This is a genomic window from Enterococcus sp. 4E1_DIV0656, assembly GCF_002140695.1.
In the GTDB taxonomy this organism is placed as follows: domain Bacteria; phylum Bacillota; class Bacilli; order Lactobacillales; family Enterococcaceae; genus Enterococcus_D; species Enterococcus_D entomosocium.
Map to the genome: position 1 here is coordinate 1485053 of NZ_NGLF01000001.1, position 13446 is coordinate 1498498.

The following is a 13446-nucleotide window of genomic DNA, read 5'->3' on the forward strand; positions in this document are numbered from 1 at the left end:
AGGGAAAGTTTTGTCTACTAGAAATAAAAAAGAAAGAAATCGTCAACGAATGAAAAAGGAGTTGTTCAATGGTGTTTCCACAAGAAACAAATTATGCGAAGATTACAGCATACTATAGTGTTGCCCTTGAGCGTTTTTCCATGGATCCACATCAACACCCAGCGTGTGAAATCATGTTTGTGACCAAAGGAAAGTGTAAGATAAAGGTGCAAGATCAAGTGATTGTTCTGGAAAGAAATGATTTCGTTTTCATAAATGCGTTTGTGGAACACGCCTTATTCGTTGAAGGAGATTCCTGCACATTACTGAATATTGAATTTCTTCTGAGTGAGACGCCGTCCGCTCTTTGTGTTCGTGATGTTTTTGCATACATCAAAGGAAATTTACAATGGAATGAGCCTTACGCGAAAAGTCGCGATGTCCGCCAATTTGGACAAGCGATCAAGTCATTGCTGCAGCTGCTAATGATCGATGATACTCAGGAGCAACCGTCTGCTGAACGGCAATTTACGATCGAGCTCTTGTTTAAGCGGATGCTGATGGAATTAGCCTTTTCATTACGTACGAAAGAAACCAAACGGGGCAATTGCTATGTGAACGCTGCGATCGACTATATTCAACAGCATTTTGATGAAGACATTCAAGTCTCCCAAATCGCAACGGCGGTGGGGATTACGAAAGCCTACTTGCATAAACTCTTTCATGAGCAACTGGGAGTGACGGTCAACCATTTTCTCACCAGTGAGCGTCTGAAGCAGGCAGCATTTTTACTAAGCAATAGTCAGCTGCCAATCGTCGAAATTGCCGCTCAAGCAGGATTCAACAGTAGGCAGCACTTTACCAATACCTTTAAACAGAAAAAAGGCATGAGTCCTAAAGCCTACCAGCTCTTATATAAGCAAACGATCAAAGAGGAGGCAGGGCAACATATCACAGGAGATGATTCGGCCTTTCTATTAATGAAGTGAATATAGAACGAATGATCAAACATAAAAAAATAAAAGAACAGGAGAACGAAATGAAAGAATTCGCATTAAACAAGATCCAGCTCACGGACGAGTTTTGGCAAGGATACCAAGAGCTTGTTCGCAAAGAAACGATTCCTTACCAATACCAAGTCCTAAATGATGAAATCGATGTAGATGTTCAAGCAGAACGGGAAGATCCCAATTTGCCAGCTGGGAAAAGCCATGCATTGGCGAATTTTCGCATCGCTGCAGGGCAAATGGAAGGGGAACATTTTGGCTGGTTTTTCCAAGATAGTGATGTCTACAAATGGATCGAGTCGGCTGGGTATAGCTTGTTGAATACTAGCGATCCGCAATTGGAAACGACAGTAGATGAAGTGATTGACTTAGTTGCTGCTGCGCAAGAAGTGGATGGCTACTTAAATACCTTCTTTCAATTGACTCGACCGAAGTTAAAATACCGTCAGTTGTATTTCAGTCATGAACTTTATTGTGCGGGGCATCTAGTCGAAGCGGCTATCGCTTATGATCAAGCAACAGGTAAGGATAAATTACTGACCGTGGCAGAGAAAAATATCGCCAATATTTGCACGTATTTTGGGCGGGAGCCTGGAAAAATTCAAGGTGCTGATGGCCATCAAGAGATCGAATTGGCGCTGGTGCGTTTGTATGAATACACCGGTAAACAAACCTATTTGACATTCGCTGATTTCTTTCTTGAAGTACGTGGGGAAGATCCTGCCTTTTACGAAAAAGAAATCTTGAAAAACCAAGCGGATGGCTTATCGGATGAAACGCCAAGGGTAGACCTCACCTATTTACAAGCCTACGATCAACCTAAAAAGCAGCATGAAGCCAAAGGTCATGCGGTACGAATGCTGTATATGGCAAGCGGGATGGCAAAAGTCGCCCAGCATACCCAAGATCAAGAATTAATCGACGCTTGTGAAGCGATTTGGGAAGACATCGCCTGTAAGAAAATGTATGTGACCGGTGGCGTCGGCTCAACCGTTCACGGGGAAGCCTTTGTCGGTCCCTATGATTTGCCAAATGATACGATGTATTGTGAAACCTGTGCAGCCATTGCATTGGTCCAATTTTCTTTTGAGCTGTTCAAACTAACCAATGAACCAAAATATTTAGCGACGATGGAACGAGCGTTGTATAATAGCGTCCTTTCTGGTGCGGCAATTGACGGCAAACACTTTTTCTACGTGAATCCTTTGGAGGTCAATCCCCAACGAGATCAAGAAAATCCTGGCAAAGGTCACGTCAAAGCCCAACGACCCGATTGGCTCGGTTGTGCGTGTTGTCCGCCCAATTTTGCACGGATGGTCGCATCGCTGCAGCGCTTGGTTTACACTTGCGATCAAGAGAAGCTTTACGTGAATTTATTTGTAGCAAGCCGTTTAGAAGAACCTGATCAATTTACGTTTGAACAAACGGGCGGGTTTCCTTTTACAGAGGACCTCACGATTCGCTATCAAGGCATTCCAAAGACGCTCATCATCCACAAACCTAACGGACTAAGTAAGTTTCAAATCGATAGTGAACACGAATGGCAGGAGACGAACGAGGCAATCATCTTTGAGGCAGTCGAAAACGTGACGGCCAATATCCGTTTTGAACAACCATTGCAAATCTTGCGTGCGAATCCTCAAGTTATTCAAGACATCAATCAAGTCGTATTGCAACGTGGCCCCTTCGTGTATTGCATAGAAGAAGCCGACAATGGTCAAGCACTCTGGCGTTGCCGCATCGACCCACAGGCGCTGGAGGCGACCTTTGCGAAAGAGGATACGTTGTTGCCAACTACTTTACGTTTGGCGATCAAAGGCTACCAAAGCGAAGAATGGTCGGGAACAACCCTTTACGAAGAACGAGCGGAAACGGTCATACCTCGTACGTGGCAACTGATCCCATACCATTTATGGGGCAATCGGGGCATAGGCGAAATGCGCGTTTGGCTGCCGCTCGTTGGAAAGGAGTAAGAAGTAAGCAGGGCCAAAGAGCTTCCCAAAAAGGAGGCTCTTTTTTTTCTAAACTCAACCTTCTTGGATTTGTTGCATGATTTCTTTAATTTGTTCCTATATTCCTATCTTTGAAAGCGTTATCGTTTTAGTGTAGGAATGTTGGCGGGTTTATGTAAAACAAGGAGGAAGAAGTGTGACAAGGAAAATCAGTAAAGTTGGCGTATCTTTGTTGGTATTGGCAGCGGCAACGGCAATCGGTGGCTGCACCCAAAGTGAGGCGAAGACAACTGGAAAAGTCGTTTACCAAGAAACAGCCAAAAGTACGTTGGAAAAAGCGATGGACAATCAACCGGAGTCGTCTTATTGGTTCCCAGAGGATTTGTTGGCATGGTCTTTTGAAAAAGATCCAGATGCGAAATACAATACCAGCGTTGTTCCATTAGCGCAGCGGGCAGCTAAAGAGACGTTGCCGAAGATGAATGACACGCAAACGGCAGAAACCAAAGTCGTAGCGCTTTCGATCATGAATAGCAGTACGAGCGGCAATGCACCACGAGGGATCAATACCTTTGATGCCAATGTCTTTTCTTATTGGCAATACATCGATCAATTGGTTTATTGGGGCGGCTCTTCTGGCGAAGGGATTATCGTACCACCAAGTCCTGATGTAACGGATGCTGCTCATAGGAATGGCGTGCCGGTTTTAGGAACGATCTTCTTTCCACAAACTGCCCATGGTGGGAAGTTGGAATGGCTAGATACGTTTTTAGCTAAGGATGAGGACGGCAATTTTCCGATCGTAGAAAAAATGATCGAAGTTGCCAATACGTATGGCTTTGATGGCTGGTTCATCAATCAAGAAACCGATACGGCGGTCACTAGTTTTGATGATGCAGCGGAAGGTGTCGAACAATCGGGGGCTGATGGTAAAGGACTAAATGAAAGCCACGCCAAAGCGATACAAGAACTGATCGCCCAATTCAAAGAACAAGTCGACGAGCATTTAGAGATCATGTGGTATGATTCCATGACGAGTGATGGGAAAATGGATTGGCAAAACGCGTTGACGGATAAGAACAAAGCCTATTTAGTGGATGCAGAGATGAACCCATTGGCAGATAGTATGTTCTTGAATTTCTGGTGGACCACTGACAAATTGGCGGACAAAGAGCTGTTGAAGGCCTCCAATGAAAAAGCCCGTGAAATCGGTGTCGATCCTTACGATCTTTTTGCTGGGATCGATGTACAAGAAAATGGCTATGCAACGCCTGTGCGCTGGGATCTGTTTACGGATGAAAAAGGCGTTCCTTATACCTCATTGGGCCTGTATGTGCCTAGCTGGACCTATTCTTCTGCTAGTACGCCGGATGATTTCCAAAGCAAAGAGAATGCTTTTTGGGTCAATAACACGGGCGATCCTCGGGAAAGCCAGCTGCCAGAAGCGACAGAGTGGCCTGGAATCTCCACGTATGCCCTGGAACAGACCGCTATCACAGAGCTGCCTTTTGTGACGAATTTTAGTCTGGGTAATGGCTACAACTATTTTATCGACGGAGAAAAAGTGTCCAGCCGCAATTGGAACAACCGAAGCTTGCAAGCTGTTTTGCCGACCTATCGTTGGGTCTTTGATCATGGAAAAGATAATGATTTGGCTGTATCAATCAATTATGCGGATGCCTACAATGGCGGAAATGCACTGAAACTACGTGGACAGATGACAAAAGGCAGTACCAGTCACATGGCATTGTATCAGACAGCATTTCCTGTGACGAAAAAGACGAAGCTAACAACGACTGTCAAAGCAACGGTACCGACAACTCTTGATTTGGTCGTGACCTTAGCCGATGGTTCGACACAAACAATCAAAGGAGACAAAGAGGTCGCAACAGACTGGACGACGATCACCTACTCATTGAAAGACATCAAAGGAGAAGTGACAGCGATCGGTTATGACATAACCACGAAAGAAACCAGTGATGTCTATGAATTGAATTTAGGGCAATTAACGATCGGAGATCAGAAAGCGGAGAAATTCGCTGCCGAAGCATTGACGGTTGAGGATGTGCTCTTTGATGAGGAAGAGGGCAACTATGCGGGTGTCCGTTTAACGTGGGAAGCTGCCAAGGACAAGACAGCTGCGGTTTATGAGATCTACCAATTGAACGATGACGGCTCACGCTCTTTCTTAGCAGCTACGCCAGCAACCAACCACTATTTGAATGCCGTTGAACGTCCAAAAGGGACGAAAACCAAGTTCGCGGTGGTGGCAGTGGATCGCTATGGCAATCGTGGCAAGCTATCAGATACGGTGGAGATCACTTGGCCGAACAATCAGCTGCCAAAAGCGGCCTTTACAGCCTCTAGAACCTTGGCAGCACCGGGGGAAACGATCACCTTCACGAATACCTCATCTGCGAATGCTGAAGCATTCGAATGGACGTTTGAAGGCGGCGATATCACGAGCAGTACAGAAGAAAATCCCCAAGTGACCTATTCGGAACCAGGTACCTACAAAGTCACGCTTGTTGCCAAAAACGAAGCAGGAGAGACCCCTCTGGAAATGGCGGGATTGATCACGATTTCTGCTGATGCGCCGAAAGAGTTGCTGCTGCTTTCAAAAGATGCCGAAGCAACTGCTTCATCGTTTGTCAATGATGCCGAAGCACCAGCTTTTGCCCTCGATGGTGATTTGAGTACGAAGTGGTGTGCGACAGGCAATGCGCCTCATGAGTTGATGATCGATCTCGGTCGACCACAAACGGTCAGTGAAGTACGCCTCGCTCATGCGGAGGCTGGTGGAGAAGGTCCAGACATGAATACGCGGGCGTATACGGTGCTCGTCAGTGAAGATGGCAAAGACTATGAGCCAGTTTCACGAACGTTGAAAAATGAAGCCGGCAATAGCACCAATACGTTTGGCGTCCAGAAGGTGCAATATGTAAAAATCAGTATCGATAAACCAACACAAGGAGCAGATTCGGCAGCCCGAATCTATGAAGTCGAAGTATACGGAATGGATAAATAGCGAAAAAGAGCAGGGCGTTAACCCTAAGAAGGGAAGCGGCTGAAGCATGCTTTTCTGAAAAATGACCGAACCCAAAAAGCCGTTGCGACCAATAAATGGTCACAACGGCTTTTGCTTTTTGCAAATAAGTTTAGCGTGAAGTACGGCTGGCTGGATCTAAGCGGCGTTCAATAAAGCTCAACCCAAGATCCGTAATGATCGCCATCAAGGCAGTCGGTAAAGCACCGGCTAAGATGATCGATGCACCATCCGTCGCATTGGTTCCACGGATGATGATGTCCCCCAGTCCACCAGCACCAACGAAGGCGCCAATAGCGGTGATACCGATCGCCACGACTAAGGCGTTTCGAATCCCTGCCATGATCACCGAAACAGACAATGGCAATTCGATCATATACAATCGCTGCCAGCTAGTCATCCCCATCCCTTTGCCGACATCTAACGTATTGCGGTCGACTTGGCGCATGCCGGTATAGGTATTTTTGATGATCGGTAACAAAGAATAAAGGAAAATCGTTAAAATCACGACATTCACACCTAAGCCCATGCCGATCATTAAAATCGAGATCATCGCTAAAGATGGAATCGTCTGGATGATATTGGCGAAACGAATCACCCAATCTGCCAAACGCATTTTTTTAGAAATCAAGATCCCGATTGGAATCCCGACGATTGAGGCAAAAAGTACCCCGTAGATTGAAATCAAGAAGTGACGAATGAACTGGGCAAAAACATAGCCGCCATTTTCTTGAAAATAGAAAAGAAATTGTTGGAATAAATTCATGTCTGCCATTTCGTCACTCTCCTTCGAAGTAATTATTTTCTTCTAAGAAACGTTCGGCAACTACCGTTGGTTCTAGAAGGTCATTATCCACTTGGTAATTCAATTCTTGCATTTTTTCGGTATCAATTTTGCCTGCTAATTTGTTCAGAGCATCGCCGATTTCAGGTGTTTCTTCCAATAATTTGTCATCGACGATCGGTGCGGCATCATAAGGCGGGAAGAAGTTTAGATCATCTTCTAGCATCACGAGATCGTAACTGCCGATCCGGCCGTCGGTTGAGTACCCTAAAACGATATCCATTTTTCCGTTATCAACAGCATCATAGACGAGACCGATCTGCATCGGTAGGATATTTTGGAAAGAGAATCCATAGGCTTCCTGGAAGCCATCGTACCCATCGCCGACCCGTGTGATCCACGCGGTATCGACCCCTGCGACCAATTGATCTGCGACATCTTTCAAGTCACTGACTTTTTCCAATCCGTATTTTTCAGCAGTGTCTTTCCTGACAAGAAAGACATATGTGTTATCAAAGCCGTAAGATGGGAACCAAGTCTGTTGGTATCGTTTCTCAAATTCTGATTTGACTTTGTCAAAGGCGGCTTGCGGATCAGATTCTGGTTCCAACCCTAACGTAGTGGTCAAGTCAGTTCCTGTGTAGCGGGCAGCTGAGATCGACGCATCGCCATTCATCATCGCTTGGTGATTGATGGTCGTTGTTGCTAAGTTGTTAATGACGGTTGTGTTTTTATCCGTATAGTGTTCGACCATACCGGCAACCACCGCGCCAAGAATTTGGGCTTCGGAAGTGATCCCGCCTGTGATCGCCACGGTATTCTCATCAGAAGTCGATGCTAAACCGGGAAAGGAACAGCCAGACAGTAAAGCGACACTTAAGGAAAACAACAGCGCTAATTTTGAAGTTTTTTTCATTACGCATCCCCCCTTAAGGCAGCTGGTGTCAGTTTGTTTTCTAACAAACCCAGTAACCAGTCAGCTAATAAAGCAAAGATCGTCACTGGAATCGTCCCAGCAAAAATCAAAGGCGGTTGGTAGTTGTTTAGTCCGCTAAAGATCAAATCACCAAGTCCACCGGCACCGATGTAAGAAGCCAAGGTAGCCCAGGCTAAAACATACACGGCCGATAAGCGGATCCCTGCCATGATCGTTGGGATCGCTAGAGGTAATTCCACACTGATGATCGACTGCAAGTTGGTCATCCCCATCCCTTTGGCAACATCGCGGTAATTCCAATCGACTTTTTTCATTCCAATGTAGGTATTTCGCAAAATCGGCAACAAGGAATAAATGAAAAGAGCGACGATAGCAGGGACTTTTCCGACACCTAAAATCGGGATCATCAATGCCAATAGTGCCAAAGAAGGCACGGTTTGCAACGCACTGGTGATGCCGATCACGATCGTTGCTGCTTTGGGGAAACGGGTCAAGATCACACCGATCGGTACGGCAACAAGAATCCCTAAGAGCAAAGCCGCAAAGGAAATATACAAATGTTCAAGACTTTTGGTGACCAATTGGCCGCCATATTCATTAAAGAAGCTTTGCATGCGCTAGACCTCCTCAGTTTCTTCAGGTTTCGCCGACTCAATGGCTTCCATGATCGATGGCTCATCGCCCCAAATCACGTCATAAACGATATCAACTAAGGAAGCACGGGTCAAAATCCCAACTAAATGTTTGTCGGCATCTACTACTGGGACATATTTTAAGCCGCGTTTTAAGATGCGTTGCAAGGTATCCCGCAACAAGGCGGTTTCGCGAACGAAAAAGACATCTTTGTTCAAGATATCGCCGACACTAGTAACTTTGCCACGGTTGCGGTCGATGGATTCGACATCGATGTAGCCTTTTAGCACGTTGCTATTGTCGGTAACAAGCAAGGTATCGACCCGTTTTTCCCGCATCAAGTGAATCGCTTCTTGTATGGATTTTTCTGGTGTGATAGCGATCGGGGTATTTAACATTACGTCTTTGACTGGCGTCGTGTCAGGTTTTGCTTGTAACAAGCGGTCTTCACCGATCAATTCTTCCACAAACGGTGTTGCTGGGTGTTGCAGAATATTTTCTGGTGTATCAAATTGAATGACTTTTCCTTCACTCATGATCACGATACGGCTAGCAAGCTTCAATGCTTCGTCCATATCATGGGTAACGAAGACGACGGTTTTTCCAAGCCGTTCTTGCAAGTCTTTAACCAAATCTTGTAAGGAGTCACGAGTGATTGGGTCTAGTGCGCCAAAAGGCTCATCCATTAAAATGACATCTTGGTCAGCTGCCAAGGCACGGACAACACCGATCCGTTGCTGTTGCCCTCCAGACAATTCGTTGGGGTAACGGTCGAGCATTTCTCGTGGCAATTCCACTAAGTCGATCATGCGCTCGGCAGTTTTGTTGCGTTCTTCTTGGCTGACTTTTAACAATTTTTGAACCAATGTGATGTTTTCCCGAATCGTCATGTGAGGCATCAAACCGATGCTTTGGATCACATAGCCGATTTGACGGCGTAACTCCACTGGGTTGATCTCTGTAACGCTTTTTCCATTGATCAAGATTTTTCCTTTAGAAGGATCCGTCATACGGTTGATCATCCGCATACAAGTCGTCTTTCCGCTACCACTTGTCCCGATGAAGCAAATGAATTCGCCTTTTTCAAAGGAAAGATTCACATCTTCAACAGCGACTTTACCACCTTTGTAAATTTTGGATACCTGCTGAAACTCAATCATGATGTCACCTCTATTTTTATTTAAGCAATCTGAATAATGGCTTAGAATCTGTACTAAGTATGCCGAAAAGTCACGTGTTATTCAAATAATCTGCCCATTTTTTTCATAATTGTATAGACAAAACTGAAAATAGCGCCATAAGCAAGTCCAAATTAAGGAGCGATGCATAGAGAAAAGAAGCAGCGGAAATATGTCGTTATTTTTCATTGGGAAAAAGGAGACTTTTTTGCTGAAGGCCTTAGCAGCAGTCTCTTTATTTTTTTCTAAGAAAGGGCAGAATTAAAAGCTGTTTTTTCAATTTTTATAAAAACATGCTAGAATAGAGAAGAATTTAGGGAAAGAGAGGAACAACATGCTTACAACTGAAGATTTTGATTTTGACTTACCGGAAGAACTGATCGCTCAAACGCCATTAAGTGATCGCTCAAGTTCCCGTTTATTAGTGGTTGACCGCGAGACTGGCAAATTTGAGGACAAGCACTTCTATAACATCATTGATGAATTGGAACCAGGGGATGCCTTGGTGATGAATGATACGCGGGTATTACCAGCTCGTATCTATGGCGAAAAACAAGAAACAGGTGCCCATCTGGAAATCCTTTTACTGAACAATATTGAAGGGGATACGTGGGAAACCTTGATCAAGCCAGCCAAAAGAGCCAAAGTCGGCACGAAGATCACCTTCGGCGACGGACGATTAGAGGCAGTGGTGGAAGAAGAGCTCGATCACGGCGGCCGGATCATTCGTTTTCAATACAAAGGAATCTTTTTAGAGATTCTGGAATCACTTGGCGAAATGCCGTTACCGCCTTACATCAAAGAACGGCTAGAAGACCCAGACCGCTATCAAACGGTTTATGCCAAAGAAAACGGCTCAGCGGCCGCACCAACTGCCGGCTTGCATTTTACCCCAGAATTGCTAGAGCAGATTGCAGCGAAAGGCGTCAAGCTGGTTTATCTGACTTTGCACGTTGGTTTAGGAACGTTTCGTCCAGTCAGTGTCGATAATATCGCTGATCATGAGATGCACAGCGAATTTTACCGTTTGACAGAAGAAGCTGCCGCACAATTGAACGAGGTTCGGGCAAATGGTGGCAAGATCGTTGCAGTCGGAACGACTTCGATCCGTACATTAGAAACCATTGGGACCAAGTTTGATGGGCAAATCAAAGCCGATAGTGGGTGGACGAGTATTTTTATCACGCCAGGCTATCAGTTTAAAATCGTGGAAGCTTTTTCTACCAACTTCCACCTACCAAAATCAACCTTAGTGATGTTAGTCAGTGCCTTTGCAGGACGCGACCTAACACTTTCTGCCTACCAGCATGCCATCGATGAGCGGTATCGCTTCTTTAGCTTTGGCGATGCGATGTTCTTAAAATAAACAAAAAAACTGAGCGACGTAAGCGGCTCTTTAAGTTGAATCAATTTCTCAACTTTTAGAACTGCTTTTTTGTCGCCCAGCTTACTACTAGAGGAAGGTATAAGTGGTGGTCGCTTTTTGTGGTCCATGCAAAGCAATGTTTCTCGAAAATTTGTTTTCATTTACAAACTTACACATGTTTCGTGTATTCCGATACAAAATGAGACGTATCATTTTTCGATATGGAAATGTTCGATCCTTGTTACGTTTTTCTTCTTGTTACTTTACACGTTTGGTACTAGGTGAAACTTGTACGTTCAACAACTTTTAGTAGATTGAGTTTGCGATATTTACGAAAACCACCAACAGAGTTGCTACCTTCCTTACACGTATACTATAACACGAAACGGAAGCGTTTGCAAAAGAAAACGATTCTTTTCTTCAAAAAAAAAAAGACCGGCGAACCGATCTTTTAAGCAAGTGCTCGTTTAGGCAGATTGTCATAGAATGCTGCTTTGGTTGCACTGATGTATGGCGTCAACCATAAGTAGCCGATTCCTGCTGTCATGATGGCCAAAATGTGCCAGCCAATGAAGCTCAAATCTAGGATGAACAATTGTCCTTTGTAGCCTTTCATTAAATGACGACTCCCCGTGATACAGCTGAGAAAATCTGGCCGCATACCGGTTTCTTCGTAGGTATCATAAAAGACAAAATATGCTTGAGAATAAGAATAAGCTTTGATGATCCCAGGAATGATAAACAGGAACGTCCACAACGTCGTGAAAATAGTCGACAAAATATAGATGACGATGATCCCTAACACGAAAGCACCACTGAAGCCACGAAAGACATCAGAAAAGGGCTGGATCGATTGCTTCTTACCGCGTAAAATGTCAAGGAAAGTCCAAGAGATCCCCGCACCGAATAAGGCAGAAAATAGACCGCTGATCAAACCGCCGCCACCACTGCCACCGCTTCCGCCAGCGGAATTGACTGCATCGGTAGAACCAAGATCATTGAACATACCGCTTTGATACAATGGAATAACAGCAAGAACGATAATGACGAGTGCGATAGCGATCGAGATCAAAGTCGGTACAATACACATCAAAACACTGTCTTTCCAGCGTCCTCGCAGGATTGCTTTTGCTTCTGCTTTTAGTTCTCTATTTGATTTCATTTCAAAAAACCTCCCTTCAATATAAATAACATGATAGCAAACTTTCGCTAAATCTTCAAAAAAAAGTAATAGATGTTTCGCATAACTAGGAGAAAATACTCTTAGTTTCTTTAAACTTCCTTGCAAAATGTAAGGGCAACCCTTATCATAGATAGGGTTGCACAGTTAATCGAGTTTAGAGAGAAAGTAGGGAAATGAATGACGGAACCAGCCATTCGTTATCGTCTGATAAAGAAAGAAAAGCATACCGGTGCCCGTTTAGGCGAACTGATCACGCCTCACGGAACCTTTCCAACGCCAATGTTCATGCCAGTCGGCACATTAGCAACGGTCAAAACCCTTGCCCCTGAAGAGTTGAAAGAGATGGGTGCAGGCGTCATTTTAAGCAATACCTATCACTTGTGGTTGCGTCCAGGAGAAGACATTGTTGCAGAAGCAGGCGGCTTACATAAATTTATGAATTGGGATCAACCGATCTTAACAGATTCAGGTGGTTTCCAAGTCTTTTCATTAGCCGAAATGCGCAACATCGTCGAAGAAGGTGTCCATTTCAAAAACCATTTGAATGGGTCGAAAATGTTTTTATCTCCTGAAAAAGCGATTGATATCCAAAACAAATTAGGATCAGACATCATGATGAGTTTTGATGAGTGTCCGCCATTTGATGAAAGCTATGACTATGTCAAAAAATCGGTGGAACGGACGTCTCGCTGGGCAGAACGTGGCTTGAAAGCTCATGCCAATCCAGATCGTCAAGGCTTGTTTGGGATCATTCAAGGTGCAGGCTTTGAAGATTTGCGCAAGCAAAGTGCCCAAGACTTGATTAGTATGGACTTCCCAGGTTATTCCATCGGCGGCCTGTCAGTTGGCGAACCAAAAGCGGAAATGAATCGCGTGTTGGAATTTACGACCCCTTGGATTCCAGAAAACAAACCACGTTACCTGATGGGCGTTGGGGCAGCGGACTCCTTGATCGATGGCGTGATTCGCGGTGTCGATATGTTCGACTGCGTTTTACCAACACGGATCGCAAGAAACGGTACCTGTATGACTTCAAAAGGTCGTTTAGTCGTGAAAAATGCGCAATATGCCCGTGACTTTCGACCAATCGACGAGAAGTGTGATTGCTATACATGTAAAAACTATTCTCGTGCGTATATTCGTCACTTGATCAAATGTGACGAAACCTTTGGTATGCGTTTGACGTCTTACCACAATGTCTACTTCTTATTGAATCTGATGAAAAACGTCCGTCAAGCCATCATGGATGACAACTTGTTGGAGTTCCGTGAGCATTTTATTGAAGAGTATGGGTTCAACAAGGAAAATGCGAGGAATTTCTAACATTCTCTACTAAAATGGTGGGAATAATAGAGGAATTCTGATAAAGTATCTTATAGGA

Annotated in this window: 10 protein-coding genes; 5 read left to right on the forward strand and 5 right to left on the reverse strand. The window is 44.7% G+C overall.

What is annotated here, in order from left to right:
- Window positions 1-68 precede the first annotated feature (68 nt).
- The 3 genes from A5882_RS07070 to A5882_RS07080 all read left to right on the forward strand — a co-directional run bounded on the left by A5882_RS07070 (window position 69) and on the right by A5882_RS07080 (window position 5966).
- Window positions 69-968, forward strand: a complete 900-nt coding sequence (locus A5882_RS07070; RefSeq protein WP_086372583.1) for an AraC family transcriptional regulator — start codon at window positions 69-71, stop codon at window positions 966-968.
- 50 nt (window positions 969-1018) lie between these two features.
- On the forward strand, window positions 1019-2959 hold the full coding sequence (locus tag A5882_RS07075) for a glycoside hydrolase family 127 protein (RefSeq protein WP_086372584.1): 1941 nt from the start codon (window positions 1019-1021) through the stop codon (window positions 2957-2959).
- Between the two features lie 175 nt (window positions 2960-3134).
- Complete coding sequence (locus tag A5882_RS07080; RefSeq protein ID WP_086372585.1) at window positions 3135-5966, forward strand: discoidin domain-containing protein; 2832 nt, start codon at window positions 3135-3137, stop codon at window positions 5964-5966.
- A gap of 130 nt (window positions 5967-6096) precedes the next feature.
- On the opposite strand, the gene A5882_RS07085 is transcribed toward A5882_RS07080, so the two are convergent.
- The 4 genes from A5882_RS07085 to A5882_RS07100 are packed head-to-tail and all read right to left on the reverse strand — an operon-like array spanning window position 6097 to window position 9498.
- Entirely contained in the window at window positions 6097-6759 is a 663-nt protein-coding gene (locus A5882_RS07085) for an ABC transporter permease (RefSeq protein ID WP_005227316.1), read from the reverse strand.
- Window positions 6760-6763: 4 nt separating this feature from the next.
- The gene (locus tag A5882_RS07090; protein WP_086332965.1) at window positions 6764-7684 is read right to left on the reverse strand and encodes an osmoprotectant ABC transporter substrate-binding protein; all 921 of its coding nucleotides are present in this window, start codon (window positions 7682-7684) and stop codon (window positions 6764-6766) included.
- Window positions 7684-8319 carry an ABC transporter permease gene (locus tag A5882_RS07095; protein ID WP_005227319.1) on the reverse strand — a complete coding sequence of 212 codons (636 nt, stop codon included), beginning with the start codon at window positions 8317-8319 and terminating at the stop codon, window positions 7684-7686. Before A5882_RS07095 ends, A5882_RS07090 begins: the two co-directional genes overlap by 1 nt.
- Before the next feature lie 3 nt (window positions 8320-8322).
- Window positions 8323-9498 carry a betaine/proline/choline family ABC transporter ATP-binding protein gene (locus A5882_RS07100; RefSeq protein WP_008376079.1) on the reverse strand — a complete coding sequence of 392 codons (1176 nt, stop codon included), beginning with the start codon at window positions 9496-9498 and terminating at the stop codon, window positions 8323-8325.
- A 352-nt stretch (window positions 9499-9850) separates the two neighbouring features.
- On the opposite strand from A5882_RS07100, the gene queA reads away from it, so the two are divergent.
- The gene (queA, locus tag A5882_RS07105; RefSeq protein WP_008376077.1) at window positions 9851-10882 is read left to right on the forward strand and encodes a tRNA preQ1(34) S-adenosylmethionine ribosyltransferase-isomerase QueA; all 1032 of its coding nucleotides are present in this window, start codon (window positions 9851-9853) and stop codon (window positions 10880-10882) included.
- Between the two features lie 451 nt (window positions 10883-11333).
- On the opposite strand, the gene A5882_RS07110 is transcribed toward queA, so the two are convergent.
- A complete protein-coding gene (locus A5882_RS07110; protein WP_061053705.1) occupies window positions 11334-12044 on the reverse strand; it encodes a DUF975 family protein in 711 nt (236 codons plus the stop codon).
- 198 nt (window positions 12045-12242) lie between these two features.
- On the opposite strand from A5882_RS07110, the gene tgt reads away from it, so the two are divergent.
- Window positions 12243-13388 (forward strand): tRNA guanosine(34) transglycosylase Tgt, encoded by a 1146-nt coding sequence (gene tgt / locus A5882_RS07115; protein WP_005227333.1) that lies wholly within the window; start codon window positions 12243-12245, stop codon window positions 13386-13388.
- The last annotated feature ends 58 nt before the right edge of the window (window positions 13389-13446 follow it).